The sequence below is a fragment of the Ralstonia sp. 25mfcol4.1 genome (assembly GCF_900104095.1).
Taxonomy (GTDB): Bacteria; Pseudomonadota; Gammaproteobacteria; order Burkholderiales; family Burkholderiaceae; genus Cupriavidus.
Genome location: NZ_FNJO01000002.1, coordinates 43,806 through 68,838, shown reverse-complemented (window position 1 = coordinate 68,838; position 25,033 = coordinate 43,806). Strand labels below are relative to the sequence as shown.

The window sequence follows — 25,033 nt, the reverse complement described above, 5'->3', positions numbered from 1 at the left end:
GTGGCCCTGCCGAGGGGAAGTTACGGACGCGTTTCGGTCTGGTTGAAGTCAGTGGCCGCTTCGCCCGTCACCGGCGGCGAAAGGGTCGGCGCCTGGGCAGGCGAGGCCGGCATTGCTGCAGCCGGTGCGGCCGGCGCAGGTGCCGGAGCCACCGGGGCGGTGGCTGCGGAGGCGCCGGCCAGGGTCGGAGCCGCGGGCGCCGATGCCGGCGAAGCTTCCGGTGCACTGGCCGGCCGGCCCTGATGGTGCAACTGCCGGCTCGTATCGGCCGGCGGGCGCTTGCCCGAAGGCAGCGCGCTGACAGCGCCCGGGCGGCGCGGCACCTTTTCGGCGGCGGCCAGCTTCTTCTTCTGCTCTTCCGGCAGCTGCTGGTAGCGATCCCACGCTTCCGCCTTCTTTTCCGGCGGCAACTGGCGCGTGATCTGGTAGTTCTCGCGGGCCAGGCGGCGTTGCTGTGGCGTCATCCTGACCCACTCGGCCATCCGTTCCTGCAGGCGCTGCTGCTCCTCGGGCTTGAGCGTGGGATACAGGTCGGCAATGCGCTGCCACTTGCGGCGGTTCAGTTCCGGGATGGTGTCCCAGAGCGGCTGCAGCGGCGCCAGAATCTGACGATGCGGCGCAGACAGTTCCTGCCACGTCGGGTGGGCGTTGATCACCGGCCGCGCTGCCGGCTGGCTGGCCGGCTGCGCCTGCTGGCCCTGCGCGTGCGCTTCTGCCATCACGAAATCGATGGAAAGTGCGGCCAGGGCCGCGCCGGCGGCGCAAAGAGCGGCGAGCCGGCGACGGAATGCGTCGGTACGGGAAGGTGCGCAGGCCATCTTATTGGTCGCGATCCCGCTTCAGGAAGACGTGGAAGCCCTGGTCGGCATAGGCCGTCGGCGGCAGGTCGTCGAGCAGCATCGCCGCATCGACATCGGCGAGTTCCTCGACGCGTTTCTGCTGCTGCCAGTGGTAGATGCCCATCAGGCCGGCACCCAGCGCGACCAGCGTCCACACCAGCGCAAGCTTGCGCAGCCACGCACCGGCACGGTGCAGCGGGGTGTCGTCCTCATCGTCGAAGGCGTAGCCGTGCGGTGCATTCGGCAGCACGAGTTGCGGCACGTGAGCGCGCACTTCGGCCTTCTTGGCGGCCAGCGCCATGCGCCGCGCGGCGGCCAGCCGTTCGGAAATGTCCCGCGGCAGCGCCTCCGTGGAAGCATCGAGTGCCACCCGGATCTCATGGGCGAAGCGCCGTTCCTGGATATCTCGTTCGTTTCTGCTCATAGTCGGACTCCCCGCGCACGCAACGCTTGCGCCAGCGTATGCGTGGCGCGGGAACAGTGCGTCTTGACGCTGCCTTCCGAACAGCCCATCACGGCTGCGGTTTCGGCTACGTCCATATCCTCCCAGTAACGCATCAGGAAAGCCTCGCGTTGACGCGTGGGCAATCGCTGGATTTCCTGCTCGATGATATGCATGACCTGTGCCCGTTCGACCTTGTCGGCGCTGCTTTCGGCCATCTCCGTGCCGCTTTCGGCTTCCAGGGTGTCCAGCAGATCGCTGTCGTCGCCTTCGCGGTCGTCGCGCAGGTTGGAGAACAGGGTGACCCAGGTGTTCCGGACCTTCTGGCGCCGGAACCAGTCGTGAATGGTGTTCTGCAGGATGCGCTGGAACAGGGGCGGCAGTTCGTTGGCCCCCTTGTCGCCGTACTTTTCCGCCAACTTGATCATGGCGTCCTGCACGATGTCCAGCGCAGCTTCATCGTCACGCACGGCGAACACGGCCTGTTTGAAGGCGCGGCGTTCGACGCTGGCGAGAAAGTCTGAGAGTTCCTTGTCGGTGGCCATGCAGGCGAAAACAGCAGTTAGGCGGTCAGGCCAGGCCGAATGTGCCGGACTCGTCCTGTGGCACCCCGGAAATGTCTGCGATCCTAACAAAAAACACGTGCCTTCTGCCACTCCTGTATTCAAGTGCAGACATGCTCGCTTGATTGCGCAACGCACGACCGGCGTGTCTGTGGCCGGGGCTGGTGCCACTGTGCAAAAAGTTCCGCCGATTCATTTACCGCGCTGGTGCATTGCAGTATCATCGACGGTTCACGACATCAGTGGTTGTCTCATCAGACCGCTTATAAGGCGGTCTCTTCATGCAGACGCGCACCGCTTGAACCCGAGCCACAAGCCCGGTAGAGAGCATCCAAACAATTTTTTGCCGAAAATTGCAAAGGACAGAAATGAACATGCCCAGCGCGGAATTCTCCCACGCAGACAGCAATTCATCCTCCGGTCGGGAAATGATCGGAGCGGAAATCCTCGTCAACGCACTTGCCGAAGAAGGCGTCGAATACGTCTGGGGCTATCCCGGCGGCGCAGTGCTCTATATCTACGACGAGCTCCACAAGCAAACGAAATTCGAACATATCCTGGTGCGCCACGAACAGGCCGCCGTGCATGCCGCTGACGGCTATGCCCGCGCGACCGGCAAGGTGGGCGTGGCACTGGTGACTTCGGGCCCGGGCGTGACCAACGCCGTGACCGGCATCGCCACCGCCTACCTCGATTCGATCCCGATGGTGGTGATTACCGGCAACGTGCCGACCCACGCCATTGGCCAGGATGCGTTCCAGGAATGCGACACCGTCGGCATCACGCGCCCAATCGTCAAGCACAACTTCCTCGTGAAGGACGTGCGCGACCTGGCCGCGACGATCAAGAAGGCGTTCTTCATTGCCGCCACCGGCCGTCCCGGCCCCGTGGTGGTGGACATCCCGAAGGACGTGTCGCGCAACGCCTGCAAGTTCGAGTACCCGAAGGCCGTCGACATGCGGTCGTACAACCCGGTGAACAAGGGTCACTCGGGCCAGATCCGCAAGGCCGTGGCGCTGCTGCAGGCCGCGGAGCGTCCGTATATCTATTCGGGCGGCGGCGTGGTGCTGGCCAACGCCAGCGACGAGCTGCGCGAACTGGCCGCACTGACCGGCCATCCGGTGACCAACACGCTGATGGGTCTGGGTGCATTCCCAGGCACTCACAAGCAGTTCGTCGGCATGCTCGGCATGCACGGCACGTATGAAGCCAACATGGCCATGCAGAACTGCGACGTGCTGATCGCCATCGGCGCCCGGTTCGACGACCGGGTGATCGGCAATCCGTCGCACTTCACGGCGCAGGCGCGCAAGATCATCCATATCGACATCGACCCGTCGTCGATCTCGAAGCGCGTCAAGGTAGATATCCCCATCGTCGGCAACGTCAAGGACGTGCTGCAGGAACTGATCGCCCAGATCAAGGCCAGCGACGTCAAGCCCAAGCGCGAGGCGCTGGCGAAGTGGTGGGACCAGATCGAACAATGGCGTTCGGTGGACTGCCTCAAGTACGACCGCAGCTCCGAGATCATCAAGCCGCAATACGTGGTGGAAAAGATCTGGGAACTGACCAAGGGCGACGCGTTCATCTGCTCCGACGTGGGCCAGCACCAGATGTGGGCCGCGCAGTTCTACAAGTTCGACGAACCGCGCCGCTGGATCAACTCGGGCGGCCTGGGCACGATGGGTGTGGGTCTGCCGTACGCGATGGGCATCAAGAAGGCGTTCCCGGACAAGGAAGTCGTCACCATCACGGGTGAAGGCTCGATCCAGATGTGCATCCAGGAACTGTCGACCTGCCTGCAGTACGACACCCCGGTCAAGATCTGTTCGCTGAACAACGGCTACCTGGGCATGGTGCGCCAGTGGCAGGAAATCGAATACGACAACCGGTATTCGCATTCCTACATGCAGGCGCTGCCCGACTTCGTGAAGCTCGCTGAATCGTATGGCCACGTGGGCATGCGCATCGAGAAGTCTTCCGATGTCGAGCCGGCTCTGCGCGAGGCATTCCGCCTGAAGGACCGTACCGTGTTCCTGGACTTCCAGACCGACCCCACCGAAAACGTGTGGCCGATGGTCCAGGCCGGCAAAGGGATCTCCGAAATGCTGCTCGGCGCGGAGGACCTGTAATGCGTCACATCATCTCGGTCCTGCTGGAAAACGAACCCGGCGCGCTGTCGCGCGTGGTGGGCCTGTTCTCGGCCCGTGGATACAACATCGAGACGCTGACGGTGGCCCCCACCGAAGATGCGTCGCTGTCGCGGATGACCATCGTCACCACCGGCTCGGACGACGTGATCGAACAGATCACGAAGCACCTGAACCGCCTGGTGGAGGTGGTCAAGGTGGTGGACCTGACCGAAGGCGCGCATATCGAGCGTGAGTTGATGCTGGTCAAGGTCCGTGCCGTGGGCAAGGAGCGCGAGGAAATGAAGCGCACCGCCGACATCTTCCGTGGCCGCATCATCGATGTGACCGAAAAGACGTACACCATCGAGCTGACCGGCAACGGCGGCAAGCTGGATGCGTTCCTCGATGCCATCGACCGCACCGCGATCCTGGAGACCGTCCGTACGGGCGGCTCCGGCATCGGCCGTGGCGAGCGCATCCTGAAGGTCTGACCGGCGCCCCCGGCAACAGAGCACGGCCACAAGCCGACACGCAGTATCCCGAAGCGGCGCGACGACCCCAACAGTCAGGCGTTGCGCCGCCACCCCTATACGAAGATTTGAGAAATTGAAGGAACTATCATGAAAGTGTTTTACGACAAGGACGCCGACCTCTCCCTCATCAAGGGCAAGAATGTCACCATCATCGGCTACGGCTCGCAAGGCCACGCCCACGCGCTGAACCTGAAGGAATCGGGCGTGAACGTGACGGTCGGTCTGCGCAAGAGCGGCGCGTCGTGGAACAAGGCCGTCAACGCCGGCCTGACGGTCAAGGAAGTGGCCGAGGCCGTGAAGGGCGCCGACGTGGTCATGATTCTGCTGCCGGACGAGCAGATCGCCGACGTGTACAAGAACGAAGTGCACGCCAACATCAAGGAAGGCGCCGCACTGGCCTTCGCCCACGGCTTCAACGTGCACTACGGTGCCGTGATTCCGCGCGCCGACCTGGACGTGATCATGATCGCCCCGAAGGCCCCGGGCCACACGGTGCGTTCGACGTACTCCCAAGGTGGCGGCGTGCCGCACCTGATCGCCGTGCACCAGAACAAGTCCGGCGCCGCCCGTGACATCGCGCTGTCGTACGCCACCGCCAACGGCGGCGGCCGTGCCGGCATCATCGAGACGAACTTCCGCGAAGAAACCGAGACCGACCTGTTCGGCGAGCAGGCCGTGCTGTGCGGCGGTACCGTCGAGCTGATCAAGGCTGGCTTCGAGACGCTGGTGGAAGCCGGCTACGCGCCGGAAATGGCCTACTTCGAGTGCCTGCACGAGCTGAAGCTGATCGTCGACCTGATCTATGAAGGCGGTATCGCCAACATGAACTACTCGATCTCGAACAACGCCGAATATGGCGAATACGTCACCGGCCCGCGCGTCGTGACGGAAGAGACGAAGAAGGCCATGAAGCAGTGCCTGACCGACATCCAGACCGGCGAATACGCCAAGAGCTTCCTGCTGGAAAACAAGGCAGGCGCCCCGACGCTGATCTCGCGCCGTCGCCTGACGGCCGAGCACCAGATCGAGGAAGTGGGTGCGAAGCTGCGCGCGATGATGCCGTGGATCGCCAAGAACAAGCTGGTCGACCAGTCGAAGAACTAAGTAATACGGGCAGAAGCGGGGCACCCGGCCGATGCGGCCAGGTGACTCGCCAGTGCCGCAGCCGCCCAGTCGGCCGCCGGTCTTTTGTGATTGCACAAGACATTTCGGCGGTGACTGGGCGGCTTTTTGTTATCCTTGTCGGACTTTTTCAGGCGCCGGCCTGAATTTTTTCTTATCTCTCGCGCCGACATATCCTGAATGCATGCCACGCGGTACGCTGCGGGCTGGCTTTTCGACAGGATGTGCACACGCTGTGCGAACAACAGAACAACGCTTGCATGAACTATCCTCATCCGCTTATCGCCCGTGAAGGCTGGCCGTTCCTGGCCGGCGCTTTCATCATCTCGCTGCTGGTGCATGTCAGCGCGGGCTTCTGGTGGGCGTTGCCGTTGTGGATCATCACGATCTTCGTGCTGCAGTTCTTCCGTGATCCGCCGCGGCCGATTCCGTCGGCCCCGAACGCCATCCTGGCGCCGGCCGATGGCCGCATCGTGGTGGTCGAAAAGACCCAGGACCCCTATGCCGGTCGCGAGGCGCTGAAGATCAGCGTGTTCATGAACGTGTTCAACGTGCATTCGAACCGCGCTTCGCTGGATGGCAAGGTCGAGAAGCTCGAATATTTTCCGGGCAAGTTCGTCAATGCCGATCTGGACAAGGCATCGCTCGAAAACGAACGCAACGCAGTGGTGATCCGTCGCGCGGCGGACGGCCAGCTGGTTACGCTGGTGCAGGTTGCCGGCCTGGTGGCACGCCGCATCCTGTGCTACACGCGGGTAGGCGACACGCTGTCGCGCGGCCAGCGTTACGGCTTCATCCGTTTCGGCTCGCGTGTCGACGTGTATCTGCCCGTCGATGCCCGCCCGCGCGTGACGATCGGCGAGAAGGTGTCGGCCTCGTCCACCGTGCTCGCCGAGCTGGACGTCCAGGTCTGAGGCCGGACCGGTCAGCGACAGGAGACCTGGCATGGGTGCCTTCAACCGACGCAACAAGCGCGTGAGCAACGGCAACGTGACGCATCTGCGTCCGTTCCGCCATAACCAGCTGCGCAACGACGCCGCCTACGAGGCAGACGAGCACGACATCGACTACGTGCGTCCGCGCAGGCGCGGCATCTATCTGCTGCCCAACGCGTTCACCACGGCGGCGCTGTTCGCGGGTTTCTTCGCGATCGTGCAGGCCATGAACATGCGCTTCGACGTGGCGGCCATCGCCATCTTCGCGGCCATGGTGCTCGATGGCATGGACGGCCGCGTGGCGCGCATCACCAATACGCAGAGCGCATTTGGCGAGCAGTACGATTCGCTGTCGGACATGACATCGTTCGGCGTGGCGCCGGCGCTGGTGATGTACGAGTGGATCCTGCACGACCTGGGCAAGTGGGGCTGGATTGCAGCCTTTGTCTATTGCACCTGTGCCGCGCTGCGGCTGGCGCGTTTCAACGCCAATATCGGCGTGGTCGACAAGCGCTTCTTCCAGGGGTTGCCGAGCCCGGCCGCGGCCGCGCTGGTGGCCGGCTTCGTCTGGCTGGCCATCGACAACAAGCTGCCCGTGAAGGAACTGTGGATGCCGTGGGTAGCCTTTGCGATCACGCTCTATGCGGGCCTGTCGATGGTGTCGAATGCGCCGTTCTACAGCGGCAAGGCGCTCGACGTGCGCTACCGCGTGCCGTTCGGCATGATGGTGCTGGTTCTGGTGCTGTTCGTCATCGTGTCCTCCGATCCACCGGTTGCACTGTTCGGCCTGTTCGTGGCCTATGCGATCTCGGGCTATCTGCTATGGGCCTGGCGCGCGGTGCATGGCCAGCCGGGCGGGGTGGCCAAGGCGCGTGCCGGCGGTAGCGGCAACGGCGCGGGCAGCGGCAACTGACCGGATTTTGAAGAAAAGGGCGCTCATTGGGCGCCCTTTGTTTTTCCGTTCCACAACCTCAGGAGAATGTCATGGGCATGTTCGACTTCATCAAGGAAGCGGGAGAGAAACTGTTCGGCAAGGGTGAGGCGAAGGCGGCACAGGAGGCTGCCAAGGCCGATCCGTCCGCAAGCGACAAGGCCGAGGCGGCCAACCGCGCGGCCGGCGACGCGATCGAGGCCTATATCGCCCAGATGGGGCTGTCCGCCACGGGCTTGACCGTCACCGTGGATGGATCGCAGGGCAAGGTCACCGTATTCGGCGTGGCGCCGGACCAGGCCACGCGCGAGAAGATCATCCTGTGCTGCGGCAATGTGGAAGGTGTGGACTCGGTCGAGGACAAGATGTCGGTCAATGTGGAGACCGCCGAGTCGCAATGGCACACCGTGGTGAAGGGCGATACGCTCTGGGCGATTTCCCAGGCTGCGTACGGCAATGGCGCCGAATACAACAAGATCTTCGAAGCCAACAAGCCGATGCTGACGCACCCGGACAAGATCTACCCGGGCCAAAAACTGCGCATTCCTCCGAAATAACCCGGTTGCGCAGGCGCAGCAAACCAGCTATAGTCGCCGACATGATTTCGCACCAGACCCTGATCGCCCGCACCACCCTAGGTGGCCTACTAGGCCATCAGGTCGGGACGCGCGCGCGCTAAGGGACTCGGTTACCGCCCTGGCGCGGAAATCACCAGGATTTTGAAAACGCCCCGGCCTGCATTCATGCACGCCGGGGCGTTTTGCATTCCGATTCGAATGCCCGGTGTCGTGATAGCGGGACGGCGGACCAGTACATAAGGCACAGCCCAGGAGCTCCACAAAATGTCTGACAAACTCATCATTTTCGACACCACCTTGCGCGACGGCGAGCAGTCACCCGGTGCGTCCATGACCCGCGAGGAGAAGATCCGCATTGCGCGTCAGCTGGAACGTCTGAAGGTCGATGTGATCGAGGCCGGTTTTGCGGCCAGCTCCAATGGCGATTTCGAAGCGATCCGCTCGATTGCCCAGGTCGTCAAGGATTCGACGATCTGCTCGCTGGCCCGCGCCAACGACAAGGACATCGCGCGTGCGGCCGAGGCCCTGAAGCCGGCCAACTCGTTCCGTATCCACACGTTCATCGCCACGTCCGCGCTGCATATGGAGAAGAAGCTCCGCATGACGCCGGACCAGGTCTACGAGCAAGCCCGCCTGGCCGTGCGCTTTGCGCGTCAGTTCACGGACGATATCGAGTTTTCGCCCGAAGACGGCAGCCGTTCGGACATGGACTTCCTGTGCCGCGTGCTCGAAGGCGTGATTGCCGAAGGCGCGACCACGATCAACCTGCCGGATACCGTGGGTTACGCCGTGCCGGAAGGCTACGCGGAACTGATCCGTTCGGTGCGTGAGCGGATTCCGAATTCGGACAAGGCGGTCTGGTCGGTGCATTGCCATAACGACCTGGGCATGGCCGTGGCCAATTCGCTGGCTGCCGTGAAGCTGGGCGGCGCGCGCCAGATCGAGTGCACCATCAACGGCCTGGGCGAGCGTGCCGGCAATACGAGCCTGGAAGAAGTGGTGATGGCCGTGAAGACGCGCCGCGACTACTTCAATATGGACGTTGGCATCGACACCACGCAGATCGTGCCGGCATCCAAGCTCGTGTCGCAAGTCACCGGATTCGTGGTGCAGCCGAACAAGGCCGTGGTGGGCGCCAATGCGTTTGCCCATGCCTCGGGCATCCACCAGGACGGCGTGCTCAAGGCGCGCGACACCTACGAGATCATGCGCGCGGAAGATGTGGGCTGGACCGCCAACAAGATCGTGCTGGGCAAGCTCTCGGGCCGCAATGCATTCAAGCAGCGCCTGCAGGAACTGGGCATCGAGCTCGAAAGCGAAGCCGAAATCAACGCCGCATTCGCCCGCTTCAAGGAACTGGCCGACCAGAAGGCTGAGATCTTCGACGAAGACATCCTGGCGATCGTTTCCGACGAAGAGCAGGAAAACGCCAACGAGCACTATCGCTTCGTGTCGCTGTCGCAACGGTCGGAAACCGGCGAGCGTCCGCATGCCCGCGTGGTGTTCAACATCGATGGCGCGGAGCAGGCGGGCGAGGCAGAAGGCAATGGTCCGGTGGATGCGACGCTGCACGCCATCGAAGGCCGCGTGAACAGCGGCGCCGAACTGGTGCTGTATTCGGTGAACGCCATCACGGCCGGTACGCAGGCCCAGGGCGAAGTGACCGTGCGCTTGTCCAAGGCCGGCCGCATCGTCAACGGCGTGGGCACCGATCCGGACATCGTCGCCGCATCGGCCAAGGCCTACCTGGCCGCACTGAACAAGCTGCACGACAAGGCCGTGCAGAAGATCAATCCGCAGATCTGACCTTTATCTGACCTGATTCCTGCGATGCGATGGCGGGGCTCACGAGGCCCCGACCGTCATGAACCGCCCGCCCCGATGCGTATCCCGCAGGGCTGGGCGGTTTGTCTTTGTGCACGCTCAGCGGGGGTCCGGGCGGTCGCGCAGCGGATCGGGGGTGACCAGCGTGCGGCGCAGCACGCCCGCATCGTCGAACATGAAGTTGAACATCGAATACCACTGGTCTTCGTGCAGGAAGCGGTAGCTCCAGGCTTCCTGTTTCAGGCGCGGGTAGTACTCGATCGGCTCGCGCGGGGCGCCGAAGTGTTCCAGCACATCCTTCTTGGTCCACTCGTTGACCTTGGCCTTGTAGAGTTCGGTCGTGGTGAGCATCTGCCGGAAATTGGTCAGCCTGCCGTCGCGATCGAAATCGGCAGCATAGGAATATTCGCCGAGCGGTTGTTTCGAGTAGAACCAGCGGGTGGTGCCGTCTTCGAGCGGGTACACATCGGTGGGTTTGCCGAAGGTTGCCTCCACGGCGCTCTGTGGTTGGCCGACGAGCTTCAGGCCGGTGTTGACGGGTGCGAGGGCGGGCCCGAGGCTGCTGCAGCCGGCCAGGGCCCCGGCAGCCAGCGTCACGGCGGCGATCCAATGCCGGGCGACTTTCGGAAATGTCGTCATGTTCATTGATTTGCTGCAAAAAAGTGCACGACTCGTAGTGTAGCGGGCCCCGGCGCAATGTGTGTACCATCGCGGCTTTTGCGCAGAAGAAGGGAAGTCGAATGGGCGGAATCCGAACAAGCGGGCGCATGACCCGGCTGCGGGCGTGGCTGGCGGTAGCGCTGTGCTGCGTGGCAACCGCGGCGGCGGCACAGCAGCCGGCTGGTGCGCCGATCCGGCTCGGCATGATCGACGGGTTGTCCGGCCCCTTCGCCAACGCGGGCGAAGCCGTGGTGCGCAACCTGCGGATCGCGGCCGATCGCATCAATGCCCGGGGCGGGGTGAAACTGCCCGATGGCGCCCATCCGCTGGAACTGGTGACGTTCGACAGCAAGGGTAATGTCGATGAAAGCCTGATCCAGTTCCGCAGCCTGATCGACAAACGCATCCCGTTCGTCCTGCAGGGCAACAGTTCGGCCGTGGCCAGCGCCCTCGTGGCGGCGATCAATCGCCAGAACCAGCGCCAGCCGGATGCGCGCGTGCTGTTCCTGAACTATTCGGCGGTGGATCCCACGCTGACCAACGAGAGTTGCAGTTTCTGGCATTTCCGCTTCGACGCGAGTGCCGACATGCGCATGCAGGCGCTGACCGAGGCCATCCGCAGCGAACACGCAGTGCGCAAGGTCTACCTGATCGACCAGGATTACAGCTTCGGGCACCAGGTAGCCCGATCCGCGCGCGAAATGCTGGCGGCCAAGCGACCCGATATCCAGGTCGTGGGCGACGAATTCCATCCCATCGGCAAGATCAAGGACTTCGCGCCGTATATCGCCAAGATCAAGGCCAGTGGCGCCGACGCCGTGATTACCGGCAACTGGGGCAACGACCTCACGCTGATGGTCAAGGCCGCGCGCGAGGGCGGCCTCAACGCGCGCTTCTACACGTTCTACGGCAACGGCCTGGGCGCTCCCGCTGCCATGGGTGACGCCGGTGTGGGCCGTGTGCTGGCCGTGGCGGAATGGCATCCGAACGTCGGAGGGGCGGCGTCCGACGCGTTCTACCAGGCGTTCCGCGCCCGCTATCCTGACCCACGCGACGACTACGTGCATCTGCGCATGCAGATGATGGTGGAAATGCTGGCACGCGCGATCGAGCAGGCCGGCAGCACGGACGCCGTGGCGGTGGCCTACGCGCTGGAGGACATGCGTTTCACGAACGGTTTCCACGAGGCCACGGTGCGGGCGGACGACCACCAGGTGCTGCAGCCGCTCTACGTCTCGATGATGGCGAAGCAGGGCGGCGAGGTGCGATTCGACAACGAGGGGTCGGGGTACGGCTTCCGGACCGTCAGGAAGCTCAAGACGGCGCAGACCACGCTGCCGACCACGTGCCGGATGGAGCGCCCGGCGCGAAATTGAGCCATAGCCCGGTGGCGGGCTTCGCCGCCGGACGGAATTCGGCTATAATGCGCGGCTGTCGTCCGCAAGCCACCTGGCTGCGGAAGGCGGATGCCGAGTCAAAAAGCAAGGCACGACGCAGGCGGCGCATCCCGTGCTGCAGCGTTCGCAAGTGAAAGGAAAACATCATGGCAATTGCCAACAAAACCGAAGTCATCCAGAAGTTCGCCCGCGGCGCCAACGACACGGGTAGCCCCGAAGTCCAGGTCGCACTGCTGACCACCCGCATCAACGAACTGACCCCGCACTTCAAGGCCAACATGAAGGATCACCACAGCCGCCGCGGTCTGCTGCGCATGGTGAGCCGCCGTCGTCGCCTGCTGGACTACCTCAAGTCCAACGACGCTGACCGTTACCGCGCCCTGATCGAAGCCCTGGGCCTGCGCAAGTAAGGTCTGCGGATGGCAGCACGGATCCTGCAAGCGTTGTTCAAGCACGATTTCACGTGAGGCCACGATGCCTGCGCCAGCACTGCTGGGGCAGGCATTTTGCTTTTCTGCACCGGCGATTTTTTAGCTGTGCAGCGATGGATGTGATGTTTATTTCACACTAAATTCGGGCGAATTTGCCCGTACGCCGTTGCGCCATGCCGTGCGACGGAGTAAGTTACCTCGCTCTTTCTGACACCGGAACTGGCCAAGGAAACGGGGTTTTGTGTCATTCCATCGCGTATCGCATCGTCCTCATGTGGGCCGGACGGTGGCGCGATGGAATGGCATAGCACTTCCCTGAGACTGCGGACCGGGCAAATTCCGGCAGTCCGCCTGCCGCTGCGAGCGCAGGCGTCGGCCCGCTGTATCTGTTTACGGCAGGCAAGCATGAATCAAGGAACGCTCATGACCATGTTCAACAAGATCGTCAAGGAATTCCAATGGGGCCAGCACACGGTCCGCATGGAAACCGGCGAAGTCGCCCGTCAGGCATCGGGTGCCGTGATCGTCGACGTGGAAGATACCGTGGTGCTGGCCACCGTGGTGGCAGCCAAGAGCCCGAAGGCGGGCCAGGACTTCTTCCCGCTGACCGTCGACTACATCGAAAAGACCTACGCCGCCGGCAAGATCCCGGGTGGCTTCTTCAAGCGTGAAGGCCGTCCGTCGGAAAACGAGACGCTGACCTCGCGCCTGATCGATCGTCCGCTGCGTCCGCTGTTCCCGGAAGGCTTCTACAACGACGTGCAGGTGGTCATCCACGTGCTGTCGATCAACCCGGAAGTGCCGGCCGACATTCCGGCCCTGATCGCCTCGTCGGCCGCGCTGGCCGTGTCGGGCATCCCGTTCAGCGGCCCGGTGGGCGCCGCCCGCGTCGGCTACAAGGACGGCCAGTACCTGCTGAACCCGACCCGTTCGCAGATCACCGCGTCGGAGCTGGATCTCGTCGTCGCCGGTACCGAGCGTGCCGTGCTGATGGTGGAATCGGAAGCCAACCAGCTGTCGGAAGACGTGATGCTGGGTGCCGTGGTCTATGGCCACGAGCAGATGCAGACCGCCATCAACGCGATCCACGAACTGGTCCGTGAAGGCGGCAAGCCGGAATGGGACTGGGCGCCCGCCGCCAAGAACGAGGCGCTGATCGCCAAGGTGAGCGAGATCGGCCTGCCGCTGCTGCAGCAAGCGTACCAACTGCGTCAGAAGTCGGCACGCAGCACCAAGCTCAAGGAAATCTACGCAACCGTGCAGGCCCAACTGGCCGAAGCCGGCGTGGAAGCCGACAAGGTGGAAGTCGGCAACGTCCTCTTCGACCTGGAAGCCAAGATCGTGCGTGGCCAGATCCTGGCCGGCGAGCCGCGTATCGACGGCCGCGACACGCGCACCGTGCGCCCGATCGAGATCCGTTCGTCGGTGCTGCCGCGCGCCCACGGTTCGTCGCTGTTCACGCGTGGCGAAACGCAGGCACTGGCCGTGGCCACGCTGGGCACCAAGAGCGACGAGCAGATCATCGACGCGCTGGCCGGCGAGTACCGCGACCGCTTCATGCTCCACTACAACATGCCTCCGTTCGCCACCGGCGAAACGGGCCGCGTGGGCAGCCCGAAGCGTCGTGAAATCGGTCACGGCCGTCTGGCCAAGCGCGCACTGATCCCGGTGCTGCCGAAGGAAGACGAATTCGCCTACACGATCCGCCTGGTTTCGGAAATCACCGAATCCAACGGCTCGTCGTCGATGGCATCGGTGTGCGGCGGCTGCCTGGCACTGATGGACGCTGGCGTTCCGGTGAAGGCGCACGTGGCCGGCGTGGCCATGGGCCTGATCCTGGAAGGCAACAAGTTTGCCGTGCTGACCGACATCCTGGGCGACGAAGATCACCTGGGCGACATGGACTTCAAGGTGGCCGGTACCGATACGGGTATCACGGCACTGCAGATGGACATCAAGGTGCAGGGCATCACCAAGGAAATCATGCAGGTGGCACTGGCGCAAGCCCGTGAAGGCCGCATGCACATCCTGGGTAAGATGCAGGAAGCGATGGGCCACGCCCGTACCGAGCTGTCGGAGCACGCTCCGCGCATGATCACGATGAAGATCCATCCGGACAAGATTCGTGAAGTGATCGGCAAGGGCGGTTCGACCATCCAGGCGCTGACCAAGGAAACGGGCACGACCATCGACATCCAGGAAGACGGCACGATCACGATCGCCTCGACCTCGACCGATGGCATGGCCGAAGCCAAGCGCCGCATCGAAGGCATCACCGCCGAAGCCGAAGTGGGCAAGATCTACGCCGGCACCGTGCTGAAGCTGCTGGACTTCGGTGCCATCGTGAACATCCTGCCGGGCAAGGACGGTCTGCTGCATATCTCCGAGATCGTCAACGAGCGCGTCAAGGACATCAAGGACTGGCTGAAGGAAGGCCAGCAGGTGCGCGTGAAGCTGATCCAGGCGGACGAGAAGGGTCGTCTGCGTCTGTCGCTGAAGGCTGCGCTGGCCGAAGAGGGCGGCAGCATCAGCCCGATCGCTCCGCAAGGCGATGCGCCGGCTGCAACGACCTCGCCGGAACAGCAGCAGTAAGCTGAACGGCAGGCAGTAACGATAGCAGTACCTGCGAAAGCGGCTGGCGATGTCCAGCCGCTTTTTTGTTTACACTGCCGGTCAGTCTTTTACCTGCGCGGCGCGCGCATTCTTGCCGCGCGCGATGCGACATACGACATTGATGAGGAGCGATCATGAAAGCCATCGAGATCCGTGAATACGGCGGCCCTGAAGTTCTGCAGGAAACGAAGCGTCCCGACCCGGAGCCGAAGGCCGGAGAGATCCTGATCCGCGTGGCGGCTGCGGGCATCAATCGCCCCGACGTATTCCAGCGTACCGGCAACTATCCGGTTCCGCCGGGCGCGTCGGACCTGCCGGGCCTGGAAGTGGCCGGCGTGGTGGTGGCTGGCGATCTGTCGAATCCGGCGAACCGCTTCGGCCTGAAAGCGGGCGACCGGGTTTGCGCGCTGGTGCAGGGCGGCGGCTACGCCGAGCTTTGCACGGCGCCGATCGAACAATGCCTGCCGGTGCCGGAGGGCCTCAGCGATATCGAGGCGGCGGCACTGCCGGAAACGTTCTTCACCGTGTGGAGCAACGTGTTTGACCGTGGCCAACTGGGCAAGGGCCCGCGCGGCGCGGCGGAGACGCTGCTGATCCAGGGTGGGTCGAGCGGCATCGGTACCACGGCCATCCAGATCGCCAAGGCGATGGGATTCAAGGTGTTCGTGACGGCGGGCAGCGACGACAAGTGCAAGGCCTGCGAGGCGTTGGGTGCCGATCGCGCGATCAACTACAAGACGCAGGACTTCGCCGCCGAGGTCAAGGCTTTGACCGAAGGCAAGGGCGTTGACGTGATTCTCGACATGGTGGCCGGTTCCTACCTGGCTCGCGAACTGTCGTGCATCGCTGACGACGGCCGCATCGTCATCATCGCGCTGCTGGGCGGAGGCAAGGCCGAGATTCCGCTGGGCGATATCCTGCGCCGGCGCATCACCGTGACAGGTTCGACGCTGCGTCCGCGTCCGGCATCGTTCAAGGGCGCGATTGCGCAGGCGCTGCACCAGAACGTCTGGCCGCTGCTGGCATCGGGCAAGATCAAGCCCGTGATCTACAAGGTCTTCCCCGCCGCGCAGGCCGCCGATGCCCATCGCCTGATGGAATCGAGCGAGCACACCGGCAAGATCGTACTGACCTGGTAATCGGGTTCGCCGGCCGCACAATTGCGCCATTGCCGGTGCAATTGTGGGCCGACCACCACTGGCCTTCCGCAATTGTCCGCCGTGCGCTGGCGGGCCCCCCTTGACCACGCTACAATAGCCGGTTTGATTTAAGAGGGGACCCTTGTGAGACAAAAGCTGGTCATCGGCAACTGGAAGATGCACGGCAGCCTCGCCGCCAACGCGGCCCTGCTGGAAGGCATCAAGGCAGCGCCGGCCAAGGCGAAACTGGCCGTCTGTGCACCGTTCCCCTATCTTGCCCAGTGCCAGTCGCTGCTCACCGGTACCCAGGTGTCGTGGGGCGCCCAGGACACGTCCGCCGAAGCGCGCGGCGCCTTCACGGGCGAAGTCGCGGCGCCGATGCTGGCCGAGTTCGGCTGCGCGTATGTGCTGGTGGGTCACTCCGAGCGCCGTACGTACCACGCCGAGACCGATGCGACGGTAGCCGCGAAGGCGCTGCGCGCGCTGGAATCGGGTCTGGTCCCCGTGGTTTGCGTCGGCGAAACGCTGGCCGAACGCGAGGCCGGGCAGACCGAGGCGGTGGTGGGCCGTCAGCTGCAGGCTGTGCTTGATGCACTGTCTATCGAACAGCTGAATCGCATTGTTCTGGCCTATGAACCGGTCTGGGCCATTGGCACCGGGAAGACGGCCACCAGCGAGCAGGCCCAGGCCGTGCACGCCGCGCTGCGTGCGCAGGTCGCCGCCAAGGATGCGGGCGTGGCGCAGCGTATCGCCATCCTGTACGGCGGCAGCGTGAAGCCGGACAATGCGGCGGAACTGTTTTCCATGTCCGATATCGACGGGGGGCTGATTGGCGGCGCCTCGCTGAAAGCGGATGATTTCCTCGCGATCGGCAACGCCTGAATGCCGGATGCGACTGTCTGATCAGGCAAGTACGAAACGAATTTAACCAAATGGCAATTTTCAAGACTCTGTTGGTCGTCGTGCAGGTTCTGTCCGCGCTGGGCGTGATCGGCCTGGTCCTGCTGCAGCACGGCAAGGGCGCCGACGTTGGGGCGGCGTTCGGCTCTGGCGCGTCGGGCAGCCTGTTCGGTGCATCGGGCTCGGCAAACTTCCTGTCGCGCACCACGGCCGTTCTGGCGGCGCTGTTCTTCGCTTGCACGCTCGGCCTGACGTTGCTGGGCAACTACAAGCCGCAGGCTTCGCTGGGCGTGATGGGCGCAAGCCAGCAGTCTCAGCCTGCCCCGGCTTCGGCATCGTCCGCATCGGCACCGGCAGCCGCTGCCGCGTCGGCGCCCGCCGCCCCCGCAGTGCCGAAGTAAGCTGCGGCATTGACGCAATAATCGAACAGTGTGTTCACGGATTCCTGATTTAATTTGTAGTTGTGCATTGAACAAATCAGGAATCATGAGTTAGAATGCAAGGCTTGAAACGATTCCCCAGCGCGGGGCGAAAGCCAGAGGACAGACTCCCCTGGCAACGCTTCGTAGGGTGTAAAAACCCGGCGCAAGGCAATATTGTTTCTCCCCCAGCCGACGTGGTGAAATTGGTAGACACGCTATCTTGAGGGGGTAGTGGCGAAAGCTGTGCGAGTTCGAGTCTCGCCGTCGGCACCAAACAATTGATCGGAAGTCAATGTCGCATCCGTGTCATGCACGGATCGCATCATTGGTTCTCCGGCAGTCCGCAAGGCGGCGCCGTGCTAAGACGGGATGGCGCCTGGGGTGGGCAACAGGTCGCCGCTAGCTGGTGCTGTTGACAACATTCCAGATAAGGCTGGCCGTACCTTGACACTCGAAGCCTACTTCCCCGTCCTCGTCTTCATCCTCTTTGGCATCGTGCTCGGTGTGGCACTGATGTCCATTGGTCGGATTCTCGGTCCCAACAATCCTGACGCAGCGAAGCTGTCGCCGTACGAGTGCGGCTTCGAGGCATTTGAGGATGCGCGCATGAAGTTCGACGTGCGCTACTACCTCATCGCCATCCTCTTTATCCTGTTCGATCTCGAAACTGCCTTCCTGTTTCCGTGGGGTGTTGCCCTCAAGGACATCGGTTGGCCGGGATTCATCGCCATGGGCGTGTTTCTGCTGGAATTCATCGTGGGCTTCGTCTACATCTGGAAAAAGGGCGCGCTCGATTGGGAGTGATGTGAAATGGCAATCGAAGGCGTTCTCAACGAAGGCTTTGTCACGACGACCGCTGACAAGCTGATCAACTGGACCCGTACGGGTTCCCTGTGGCCCATGACGTTCGGTCTGGCCTGCTGTGCAGTGGAAATGATGCACGCCGGCGCCGCACGCTACGACATGGACCGTTTCGGCGTGATCTTCCGCCCGTCGCCGCGTCAGTCCGACGTGATGATCGTGGCAGGCACGCTCTGCAACAAGATGGCCCCCGCGCTGCGCAAGGTCTACGACCAGATGGCAGAACCGCGCTGGGTGATCTCGATGGGCTCGTGCGCCAATGGCGGCGGCTACTATCACTACTCGTATTCGGTGGTGCGTGGCTGCGACCGTATCGTGCCGGTCGACATCTATGTTCCGGGCTGCCCGCCGACCGCGGAGGCGCTGATCTACGGCGTGATCCAGCTCCAGAACAAGATCAAGCGTACCAACACCATTGCGCGCAAGGGCTGACATGGCGAACCTCGATACCCTCAAGGCCGCCCTCGAAAAAGTTCTGGGCAAGCGCGTGCAGAACCTGACCGAGGCCAACGGCGAACTGACGCTGATCGTCAAGGTTGCCGACTACCTCGACGCTGCACGCCTGCTGCGCGACGATCCGTCGCTGCATTTCGAGCAGGCCATCGACGTCTGCGGCGTCGACTATTCCGACTACGCCGAAGGCACCTGGGACGGCCCCCGCTTCGCGGCGGTCACGCACCTGCTATCGGTCAAGCACAACTGGCGCCTGCGCCTGCGCGTGTTCGCGCCGGACGACGACATGCCTGTGGTGCCCTCGCTGATCGACGTGTGGAACTCGGTGAACTGGTTCGAGCGCGAAGCGTTCGACTTCTACGGCATCGTGTTCGAAGGCCACCCCGACCTGCGCCGTCTGCTGACGGACTACGGCTTCGTGGGCCATCCGTTCCGCAAGGACTTCCCGGTCTCGGGCTACGTGGAAATGCGTTACGACCCCGAGCAGAAGCGGGTCATCTACCAGCCGGTGACGATCGAGCCGCGCGAAATCACGCCGCGCGTGATTCGCGAGGAAAACTACGGCGGCACGAAGCACTGAGAACGGCGTCATGGCAGATATCAAGAACTACACCCTCAACTTCGGTCCCCAGCACCCTGCGGCACACGGCGTGCTGCGTCTGGTGCTCGAGCTGGACGGCGAAGTCATCCAGCGTGCCGATCCCCACATCGGCCTGCTGCACCGCGCCACCGAAAAGCTGGCCGAGCAGAAGAGCTGGATCCAGAGCGTTCCCTACATGGACCGTCTCGACTACGTGTCGATGATGGTCAACGAACACGCCTACGTGATGGCGATCGAACGGATGCTCGGCATCGAGGTGCCGATCCGCGCGCAGTACATCCGCGTGATGTTCGACGAGATCACCCGGCTGCTGAACCACCTGATGTGGATCGGCGCCCACGCGCTGGACGTCGGGGCGATGGCCGTGTTCCTGTACGCGTTCCGCGAGCGCGAGGACATGTTCGACATGTACGAGGCGGTGTCGGGTGCGCGCATGCACGCGGCCTACTACCGTCCGGGCGGCGTCTACCGCGACCTGCCGGACACGATGCCGCAGTACCGTGCGTCGAAGATCCACAACGAGAAGGCCATCAAGGTCATGAACGAAAACCGTTCGGGCTCGCTGCTGGACTTCATCGAGGACTTCACGAACCGTTTTCCGACGTACGTGGATGAATATGAGACGCTGCTGACCGATAACCGTATCTGGAAGCAACGTCTTGTGGATATCGGCGTGGTCACTCCGGAGCGTGCGCTGCAAATGGGTTTCACGGGCCCGATGCTGCGAGGTTCGGGCATCGAGTGGGATCTGCGCAAGAAGCAGCCGTACGAGGTCTACGACAAGATGGACTTCGACATCCCGGTGGGCACGGCGGGCGACTGCTATTCCCGCTACCTGGTGCGCGTGGAAGAAATGCGCCAGTCGAACCGCATCATCAAGCAGTGCGTCGACTGGCTGCGCCGCAATCCGGGTCCGGTGATTTCCGAAAACCACAAGGTGGCACCGCCCTCGCGCGTGGACATGAAGTCGAACATGGAAGAGCTGATTCACCACTTCAAGCTCTTCACGGAAGGCATCCACGTACCGCCGGGCGAAGCTTACGCGGCAGTGGAACACCCGAAGGGCGAGTTCGGTATCTACGCGATCTCGGATGGTGCGAACAAGCCGTACCGCCTGAAGATCCGTGCACCCGGCTTTGCCCACCTGGCCGCGCTCGACGAAATGGCCAAGGGACACATGATTGCGGATGCGGTCACGATCATCGGGACACAGGACATCGTGTTCGGCGAGATCGACCGCTAAGGGATACCGGCAGAAGGGTATCCCGTCACAGGCCGTTGTCCGGACGACGATCCGGGCGTGTTCGGCCGGCCCCGGCGGTAATGGTGGCAGCAGGCTCCGGCCTGCGACGGACTGGCAAGGAATGCGCTGGAGCGTTCCGGGCCGGCAGAACATGGCAGCGACGGCTGCAAACCAGCGAAGCCCGGCATACAAGGGCAGGGCTTCGCCGTATTACTGCAATGACCATGCTATCAGCAGAAGCTCTCAAGGAAATCGATCGCGCGATCGCGAAGTATCCGGCCGACCAGAAGCAGTCGGCCGTGATGGCGGCACTCGCCGTGGCACAGGGCGAGGTGGGCTGGGTTTCCCCCGAAGTCATGCAGTTCGTCGCCAGCTACCTGGAAATGCCGCCCGTGTGGGTGGAAGAGGTGGCCACGTTCTACAACATGTATGACACCAAGCCGGTGGGCAAGTACAAGCTCACCGTCTGCACCAACCTGCCGTGCGCGCTGTCGGGCGGCGACCGGGCTGGCGAATACCTGAAGCGCAAGCTCGGGATCGACTACAACGAAACCACCGCTGATGGCTGCTTCACGCTGAAGGAAGGCGAGTGCATGGGCGCTTGCGGCGACGCACCGGTGATGATCGTCAACAACACCCGCATGTGCAGCTTCATGAGCGACCAGAAGCTCGACGCCCTGGTCGACGAGCTCAAGGCCGAAGCCGCCGCCAAGGGGGACAAGTAACATGACCTCTCTGCACGACCGTCACATCAAGCCGCTGATCCTGGCCGGCCTGGACGGCAAGAACTGGCACCTCGAGGACTACGTCAAGCGCGGCGGCTACACCCAGCTGCGCCGTATCCTCGAACAGAAGGTAACGCCCGAGCAGGTCATCGCCGACGTCAAGGCCTCGGGTCTGCGTGGCCGTGGCGGTGCCGGCTTTCCGACCGGCCTGAAGTGGAGCTTCATGCCGCGTTCGTTCCCGGGCCAGAAGTACCTGGTCTGCAATACCGACGAGGGTGAGCCGGGCACGTTCAAGGACCGTGACATCATCCGCTACAACCCGCATGCGCTGATCGAAGGCATGGCCATCGGGGCGTACGCGATGGGTATCACCGTGGGTTACAACTACATCCACGGCGAAATCTGGAACGAGTACAAGATCTTCGAGGAAGCCCTCGAAGAGGCACGCCGCGCCGGTTTCCTGGGCGACAACATCCTGGGTTCGGGCTTCAACTTCCAGTTGCACGCCCACCACGGCTACGGCGCATACATCTGCGGCGAGGAAACCGCGCTGCTCGAATCGCTGGAAGGCAAGAAAGGCCAGCCGCGTTTCAAGCCGCCTTTCCCGGCCAGCTTCGGCCTGTACGGCAAGCCGACCACGATCAATAACACCGAGACGTTCGCCGCGGTGCCGTTCCTCCTGGCCGTAGGCCCGGACGAATACCTGAAGATGGGCAAGCCGAACAACGGCGGCACCAAGATCTTCTCGATCTCTGGCGACGTCGAGCGTCCGGGCAACTACGAAATCCCGCTGGGCACGCCGTTCTCGACGCTGCTGGAGCTGGCGGGTGGCATGCGCGGTGGCAAGGCGCTCAAGGCGGTGATTCCTGGCGGTTCGTCGGCACCGGTGGTGCCGGCAGACCTCATGATGGCGTCGACCATGGACTACGACTCGATCGCCAAGGCCGGCTCGATGCTGGGCTCGGGCGCCGTGATCGTCATGGACGAAACGCGCTGCATGGTGCGCTCGCTGCTGCGCCTGTCGTATTTCTACTTTGAAGAATCGTGCGGCCAGTGCACGCCGTGCCGTGAAGGCACCGGCTGGCTCTATCGCATGGTGAATCGTATTGAACACGGAGAAGGCCGCCAGGAAGACCTGGACCTGCTCAATAACGTCGCGGAAAACATCATGGGTCGCACGATTTGCGCGCTCGGCGATGCCGCGGCGATGCCGGTACGCGGCATGCTCAAGCACTACTGGAAAGAGTTCGAATATCACGTCGAACACAAGCAGTGCATGGTCCCGGCCCATTCCTGAAGCGTGGCAGAACATGGTTGAACTCGAGATCGACGGCAAGAAGGTAGAGGTTGCGGAAGGCAGCCTCGTGATGGAAGCGGCCCGCAAGCTGGGCACCTACATCCCGCACTTCTGCTACCACCGCAAACTGTCCATCGCGGCGAACTGCCGCATGTGCCTGGTCGAAGTGGAAAAGGCGCCGAAGGCGCTCCCCGCCTGCGCCACCCCGGTGACGCCCGGCATGAAGGTCTTCACGAACTCCGAAAAGGCCGTCAAGGCCCAGAAGTCCGTGATGGAATTCCTGCTGATCAATCACCCGCTTGACTGCCCGATCTGCGATCAGGGCGGCGAGTGCCAGCTGCAGGATCTGGCGGTGGGCTACGGTGCCTCGGAGTCGCGCTACAAGGAAGAAAAGCGCGTGGTGTTCCACAAGAACGTGGGCCCGCTGATCTCCATGGAGGAAATGACCCGCTGCATCCACTGCACCCGCTGCGTGCGCTTTGGCCAGGAAGTGGCCGGGGTGATGGAGCTGGGCATGCTGAACCGCGGCGAGCACTCGGAAATCACGACGTTCGTCGGTCAGACCGTGGATTCGGAACTGTCCGGCAACATGATCGACCTGTGCCCGGTGGGCGCGCTGACCAGCAAGCCGTTCCGCTATTCGGCCCGTACGTGGGAACTGGGCCGTCGCAAGTCGGTGTCGCCGCACGACGGCGTCGGCGCCAACCTCGTCGTCCAGACCAAGAACCAGCGCGTGATGCGCGTGGTGCCGCTGGAAAACGAAGACGTCAACGAGTGCTGGATTTCCGACAAGGACCGCTTCTCGTACGAAGGCGTGAACAGTGCCGACCGCCTGACCCGCCCGATGCTCAAGCAGGGCAACCAGTGGATGGAAACCGACTGGCAGACTGCCCTGGAATACGTGGCCAATGGCCTGGCGAGCATCAAGCGTGACCATGGCGCCGACCAGATCGCCGCCATCGCCAGCCCGCACAGCACGCTGGAAGAACTGTTCCTGCTGGGCAAGCTCGTGCGTGGCCTGGGCAGCGACAACGTGGACTTCCGCCTGCGCCAGACCGATTTCTCGGCCGCGCTGAAGGGCGCGCCGTGGCTGGGCATGCCGATTGCCGACGTCACCACGCTGCAACGCGCGCTGGTGATTGGCGCTTCGCTGCGCAAGGATCAGCCGCTGCTGGCCTCCCGCCTGCGTCAGGCCGCCAAGAAGGGTGCCCGCGTGGCCGTGATCGGTACCGGCGGTGAAGACCTGCTGATGCCGCTGGCCGCACGTATCGACGTGGTGCCGTCGGGCTGGGCTGCCGCCCTGGCCGGCGTGGCCCGTGCCGTGGCCGCCGCCAAGGGCGTGGCCGCTCCGGCGGGCACCGATGGTTTCGACGGTGGCGCTGCCGCCAAGGCCGTGGCCGATGCGCTGCTGTCGGGCGAGCGCCGTGCCGTGTTCCTCGGCAACGAAGCCGTGCGTCACCCGCAGTTCTCGGCACTGCACGCGCTGGCTCAGTGGATCGCCACGGAAACGGGCGCGACGCTTGGCTTCCTGACCGAAGCGGCCAACACCGTCGGCGGCTATATCGCCGGCGCGCTGCCCCAGCAGGGCGGTGCCAATGCCCAGGCGATGTTCGACGCGCCGCGCAAGGCCTACATCGTCCTGAACGCCGAGGCCGAATTCGATACCGCCGATGCGCGCAAGGCCTTGGCCGCGCTGCAGCAGGCCGGTACCGTCGTGGTGCTGTCGCCGTTCCGCTCGGAGGCGGCCATGCAATACGCCGACGTGATCCTGCCGATCACGCCGTTCACCGAGACCGCTGGTACGTTCGTGAACGCCGAGGGCCGTGCGCAGAGCTTCAACGGCGTGGTGCGCGCGCTCGGTGAGTCGCGTCCGGGCTGGAAGGTGCTGCGCGTGCTGGGTAACCTGCTCGACGTGCCGGGCTTCGACTTCGAAACCGCCGAGGCCGTGCGCGATGCCGCGCTGGTCAAGCTGGCCCCGGCGCAGCTGAACAACGCTACGGACGCCCCGATCCGCGTGACGGCAGCCGCCGCCAGCGGTATCGAGCGTATCGCCGATGTGCCGATCTACCACGCCGATCCGATCGTGCGTCGTGCCGATTCGCTGCAGCTGACTGCTGCCGCGCGCCGCGCGATGACGGTGGGCCTGTCGTCGGAACTGTTCGCCAAGCTGGGCGTGCAGGCTGGCGACCCGGTACGGGTGACGCAGGACGGTGCCAGCGTGGTGCTGCCTGCGGCGCTGGAAAAGACGCTGCCGGCCAATGCCGTGCGCGTGCCGGCCGCCACCGTGGCCGCCGCAACGCTGGGCGCGCTGTTCGGTACCGTCACCGTTGAGAAAGCCATCGACCTGTCGGCCGGCCAGGGTGCCGCCGCGACGGCCACCGTATAAGAAGAG

24 protein-coding genes and 1 tRNA gene are annotated in these 25,033 nt (G+C 63.6%); 21 read left to right on the top strand and 4 right to left on the bottom strand.

The window, feature by feature from the left end; translation table 11 throughout:
- Nucleotides 1–20: 20 nt before the first annotated feature.
- The 3 genes from BLQ58_RS03400 to BLQ58_RS03390 are packed head-to-tail and all read right to left on the bottom strand — an operon-like array spanning nucleotide 21 to nucleotide 1,826.
- Nucleotides 21–818: a DUF3106 domain-containing protein gene (locus tag BLQ58_RS03400; RefSeq protein ID WP_092594659.1), complete on the bottom strand. Its 798-nt coding sequence runs from the start codon at nucleotides 816–818 to the stop codon at nucleotides 21–23.
- A gap of 1 nt (nucleotide 819) precedes the next feature.
- Nucleotides 820–1,263 carry a DUF3619 family protein gene (locus BLQ58_RS03395; RefSeq protein ID WP_029050866.1) on the bottom strand — a complete coding sequence of 148 codons (444 nt, stop codon included), beginning with the start codon at nucleotides 1,261–1,263 and terminating at the stop codon, nucleotides 820–822.
- On the bottom strand, nucleotides 1,260–1,826 hold the full coding sequence (locus BLQ58_RS03390) for an RNA polymerase sigma factor (protein ID WP_029050865.1): 567 nt from the start codon (nucleotides 1,824–1,826) through the stop codon (nucleotides 1,260–1,262). The genes BLQ58_RS03395 and BLQ58_RS03390 overlap by 4 nt, the downstream gene beginning before the upstream one ends.
- 386 nt (nucleotides 1,827–2,212) lie before the next feature.
- Here BLQ58_RS03390 and BLQ58_RS03385 point away from each other — a divergent pair, with 386 nt between their 5' ends.
- The 7 genes from BLQ58_RS03385 to BLQ58_RS03355 all read left to right on the top strand — a co-directional run bounded on the left by BLQ58_RS03385 (nucleotide 2,213) and on the right by BLQ58_RS03355 (nucleotide 9,881).
- The gene (locus BLQ58_RS03385) at nucleotides 2,213–3,976 is read left to right on the top strand and encodes an acetolactate synthase 3 catalytic subunit (protein ID WP_029050864.1); all 1,764 of its coding nucleotides are present in this window, start codon (nucleotides 2,213–2,215) and stop codon (nucleotides 3,974–3,976) included.
- Entirely contained in the window at nucleotides 3,976–4,467 is a 492-nt protein-coding gene (gene ilvN, locus BLQ58_RS03380) for an acetolactate synthase small subunit (RefSeq protein ID WP_008643328.1), read from the top strand. Before BLQ58_RS03385 ends, ilvN begins: the two co-directional genes overlap by 1 nt.
- A gap of 129 nt (nucleotides 4,468–4,596) precedes the next feature.
- On the top strand, nucleotides 4,597–5,613 hold the full coding sequence (ilvC, locus tag BLQ58_RS03375) for a ketol-acid reductoisomerase (RefSeq protein WP_029050863.1): 1,017 nt from the start codon (nucleotides 4,597–4,599) through the stop codon (nucleotides 5,611–5,613).
- Nucleotides 5,614–5,891: 278 nt separating this feature from the next.
- A complete protein-coding gene (locus BLQ58_RS03370; RefSeq protein WP_029050862.1) occupies nucleotides 5,892–6,545 on the top strand; it encodes a phosphatidylserine decarboxylase in 654 nt (217 codons plus the stop codon).
- A gap of 31 nt (nucleotides 6,546–6,576) precedes the next feature.
- A complete protein-coding gene (gene pssA, locus BLQ58_RS03365) occupies nucleotides 6,577–7,479 on the top strand; it encodes a CDP-diacylglycerol--serine O-phosphatidyltransferase (protein WP_029050861.1) in 903 nt (300 codons plus the stop codon).
- A 71-nt stretch (nucleotides 7,480–7,550) separates the two neighbouring features.
- A complete protein-coding gene (gene lysM / locus BLQ58_RS03360) occupies nucleotides 7,551–8,054 on the top strand; it encodes a peptidoglycan-binding protein LysM (RefSeq protein WP_029050860.1) in 504 nt (167 codons plus the stop codon).
- Between the two features lie 285 nt (nucleotides 8,055–8,339).
- Nucleotides 8,340–9,881 (top strand): 2-isopropylmalate synthase, encoded by a 1,542-nt coding sequence (locus BLQ58_RS03355; RefSeq protein WP_029050859.1) that lies wholly within the window; start codon nucleotides 8,340–8,342, stop codon nucleotides 9,879–9,881.
- 117 nt (nucleotides 9,882–9,998) lie between these two features.
- On the opposite strand, the gene BLQ58_RS03350 is transcribed toward BLQ58_RS03355, so the two are convergent.
- A complete protein-coding gene (locus tag BLQ58_RS03350; protein WP_175459829.1) occupies nucleotides 9,999–10,538 on the bottom strand; it encodes a hypothetical protein in 540 nt (179 codons plus the stop codon).
- 128 nt (nucleotides 10,539–10,666) lie between these two features.
- On the opposite strand from BLQ58_RS03350, the gene BLQ58_RS03345 reads away from it, so the two are divergent.
- The 14 genes from BLQ58_RS03345 (at nucleotide 10,667) to nuoG (ending at nucleotide 25,027) form a co-directional block, all read left to right on the top strand.
- Complete coding sequence (locus BLQ58_RS03345) at nucleotides 10,667–11,935, top strand: branched-chain amino acid ABC transporter substrate-binding protein (protein ID WP_029050857.1); 1,269 nt, start codon at nucleotides 10,667–10,669, stop codon at nucleotides 11,933–11,935.
- Nucleotides 11,936–12,102: 167 nt separating this feature from the next.
- Nucleotides 12,103–12,366: a 30S ribosomal protein S15 gene (gene rpsO / locus BLQ58_RS03340; RefSeq protein ID WP_029050856.1), complete on the top strand. Its 264-nt coding sequence runs from the start codon at nucleotides 12,103–12,105 to the stop codon at nucleotides 12,364–12,366.
- 444 nt (nucleotides 12,367–12,810) lie between these two features.
- Nucleotides 12,811–14,979, top strand: a complete 2,169-nt coding sequence (pnp, locus tag BLQ58_RS03335) for a polyribonucleotide nucleotidyltransferase (protein ID WP_029050855.1) — start codon at nucleotides 12,811–12,813, stop codon at nucleotides 14,977–14,979.
- Nucleotides 14,980–15,134: 155 nt separating this feature from the next.
- Entirely contained in the window at nucleotides 15,135–16,139 is a 1,005-nt protein-coding gene (locus tag BLQ58_RS03330) for an NAD(P)H-quinone oxidoreductase (RefSeq protein ID WP_029050854.1), read from the top strand.
- 144 nt (nucleotides 16,140–16,283) lie between these two features.
- Complete coding sequence (tpiA, locus tag BLQ58_RS03325; RefSeq protein ID WP_029050853.1) at nucleotides 16,284–17,021, top strand: triose-phosphate isomerase; 738 nt, start codon at nucleotides 16,284–16,286, stop codon at nucleotides 17,019–17,021.
- Nucleotides 17,022–17,071: 50 nt separating this feature from the next.
- Nucleotides 17,072–17,440 carry a preprotein translocase subunit SecG gene (gene secG / locus BLQ58_RS03320; RefSeq protein ID WP_029050852.1) on the top strand — a complete coding sequence of 123 codons (369 nt, stop codon included), beginning with the start codon at nucleotides 17,072–17,074 and terminating at the stop codon, nucleotides 17,438–17,440.
- Between the two features lie 209 nt (nucleotides 17,441–17,649).
- A tRNA-Leu gene (locus BLQ58_RS03315) sits at nucleotides 17,650–17,734 on the top strand.
- A gap of 171 nt (nucleotides 17,735–17,905) precedes the next feature.
- Nucleotides 17,906–18,265, top strand: a complete 360-nt coding sequence (locus BLQ58_RS03310; protein ID WP_029050851.1) for an NADH-quinone oxidoreductase subunit A — start codon at nucleotides 17,906–17,908, stop codon at nucleotides 18,263–18,265.
- Nucleotides 18,266–18,271: 6 nt separating this feature from the next.
- Nucleotides 18,272–18,754 (top strand): NuoB/complex I 20 kDa subunit family protein, encoded by a 483-nt coding sequence (locus BLQ58_RS03305; RefSeq protein ID WP_008643342.1) that lies wholly within the window; start codon nucleotides 18,272–18,274, stop codon nucleotides 18,752–18,754.
- Between the two features lies 1 nt (nucleotide 18,755).
- On the top strand, nucleotides 18,756–19,355 hold the full coding sequence (locus BLQ58_RS03300; protein WP_029050850.1) for an NADH-quinone oxidoreductase subunit C: 600 nt from the start codon (nucleotides 18,756–18,758) through the stop codon (nucleotides 19,353–19,355).
- Nucleotides 19,356–19,365: 10 nt separating this feature from the next.
- Nucleotides 19,366–20,619, top strand: coding sequence for an NADH-quinone oxidoreductase subunit D (locus BLQ58_RS03295; RefSeq protein ID WP_029050849.1), 1,254 nt, complete (start codon nucleotides 19,366–19,368; stop codon nucleotides 20,617–20,619).
- 224 nt (nucleotides 20,620–20,843) lie between these two features.
- Nucleotides 20,844–21,344, top strand: a complete 501-nt coding sequence (gene nuoE, locus BLQ58_RS03290; protein ID WP_029050848.1) for an NADH-quinone oxidoreductase subunit NuoE — start codon at nucleotides 20,844–20,846, stop codon at nucleotides 21,342–21,344.
- A gap of 1 nt (nucleotide 21,345) precedes the next feature.
- Nucleotides 21,346–22,641 carry an NADH-quinone oxidoreductase subunit NuoF gene (gene nuoF / locus BLQ58_RS03285; RefSeq protein ID WP_029050847.1) on the top strand — a complete coding sequence of 432 codons (1,296 nt, stop codon included), beginning with the start codon at nucleotides 21,346–21,348 and terminating at the stop codon, nucleotides 22,639–22,641.
- A 13-nt stretch (nucleotides 22,642–22,654) separates the two neighbouring features.
- A complete protein-coding gene (gene nuoG / locus BLQ58_RS03280; protein WP_029050846.1) occupies nucleotides 22,655–25,027 on the top strand; it encodes an NADH-quinone oxidoreductase subunit NuoG in 2,373 nt (790 codons plus the stop codon).
- Nucleotides 25,028–25,033 lie beyond the last annotated feature (6 nt).

What these genes read in the sequence shown, in the direction of transcription:
- BLQ58_RS03400 (WP_092594659.1), bottom strand. Translation starts at nt 818, where the DNA reads ATGGCCTGCGCACCTTCCCGTACCGACGCATTCCGTCGCCGGCTCGCC.
- BLQ58_RS03395 (WP_029050866.1), bottom strand. Translation starts at nt 1,263, where the DNA reads ATGAGCAGAAACGAACGAGATATCCAGGAACGGCGCTTCGCCCATGAG.
- BLQ58_RS03390 (WP_029050865.1), bottom strand. Translation starts at nt 1,826, where the DNA reads ATGGCCACCGACAAGGAACTCTCAGACTTTCTCGCCAGCGTCGAACGC.
- BLQ58_RS03385 (WP_029050864.1), top strand. Translation starts at nt 2,213, where the DNA reads ATGAACATGCCCAGCGCGGAATTCTCCCACGCAGACAGCAATTCATCC.
- ilvN (WP_008643328.1), top strand. Translation starts at nt 3,976, where the DNA reads ATGCGTCACATCATCTCGGTCCTGCTGGAAAACGAACCCGGCGCGCTG.
- ilvC (WP_029050863.1), top strand. Translation starts at nt 4,597, where the DNA reads ATGAAAGTGTTTTACGACAAGGACGCCGACCTCTCCCTCATCAAGGGC.
- BLQ58_RS03370 (WP_029050862.1), top strand. Translation starts at nt 5,892, where the DNA reads ATGAACTATCCTCATCCGCTTATCGCCCGTGAAGGCTGGCCGTTCCTG.
- pssA (WP_029050861.1), top strand. Translation starts at nt 6,577, where the DNA reads ATGGGTGCCTTCAACCGACGCAACAAGCGCGTGAGCAACGGCAACGTG.
- lysM (WP_029050860.1), top strand. Translation starts at nt 7,551, where the DNA reads ATGGGCATGTTCGACTTCATCAAGGAAGCGGGAGAGAAACTGTTCGGC.
- BLQ58_RS03355 (WP_029050859.1), top strand. Translation starts at nt 8,340, where the DNA reads ATGTCTGACAAACTCATCATTTTCGACACCACCTTGCGCGACGGCGAG.
- BLQ58_RS03350 (WP_175459829.1), bottom strand. Translation starts at nt 10,538, where the DNA reads ATGACGACATTTCCGAAAGTCGCCCGGCATTGGATCGCCGCCGTGACG.
- BLQ58_RS03345 (WP_029050857.1), top strand. Translation starts at nt 10,667, where the DNA reads ATGACCCGGCTGCGGGCGTGGCTGGCGGTAGCGCTGTGCTGCGTGGCA.
- rpsO (WP_029050856.1), top strand. Translation starts at nt 12,103, where the DNA reads ATGGCAATTGCCAACAAAACCGAAGTCATCCAGAAGTTCGCCCGCGGC.
- pnp (WP_029050855.1), top strand. Translation starts at nt 12,811, where the DNA reads ATGACCATGTTCAACAAGATCGTCAAGGAATTCCAATGGGGCCAGCAC.
- BLQ58_RS03330 (WP_029050854.1), top strand. Translation starts at nt 15,135, where the DNA reads ATGAAAGCCATCGAGATCCGTGAATACGGCGGCCCTGAAGTTCTGCAG.
- secG (WP_029050852.1), top strand. Translation starts at nt 17,072, where the DNA reads ATGGCAATTTTCAAGACTCTGTTGGTCGTCGTGCAGGTTCTGTCCGCG.
- BLQ58_RS03305 (WP_008643342.1), top strand. Translation starts at nt 18,272, where the DNA reads ATGGCAATCGAAGGCGTTCTCAACGAAGGCTTTGTCACGACGACCGCT.
- BLQ58_RS03300 (WP_029050850.1), top strand. Translation starts at nt 18,756, where the DNA reads ATGGCGAACCTCGATACCCTCAAGGCCGCCCTCGAAAAAGTTCTGGGC.
- BLQ58_RS03295 (WP_029050849.1), top strand. Translation starts at nt 19,366, where the DNA reads ATGGCAGATATCAAGAACTACACCCTCAACTTCGGTCCCCAGCACCCT.
- nuoE (WP_029050848.1), top strand. Translation starts at nt 20,844, where the DNA reads ATGCTATCAGCAGAAGCTCTCAAGGAAATCGATCGCGCGATCGCGAAG.
- nuoF (WP_029050847.1), top strand. Translation starts at nt 21,346, where the DNA reads ATGACCTCTCTGCACGACCGTCACATCAAGCCGCTGATCCTGGCCGGC.
- nuoG (WP_029050846.1), top strand. Translation starts at nt 22,655, where the DNA reads ATGGTTGAACTCGAGATCGACGGCAAGAAGGTAGAGGTTGCGGAAGGC.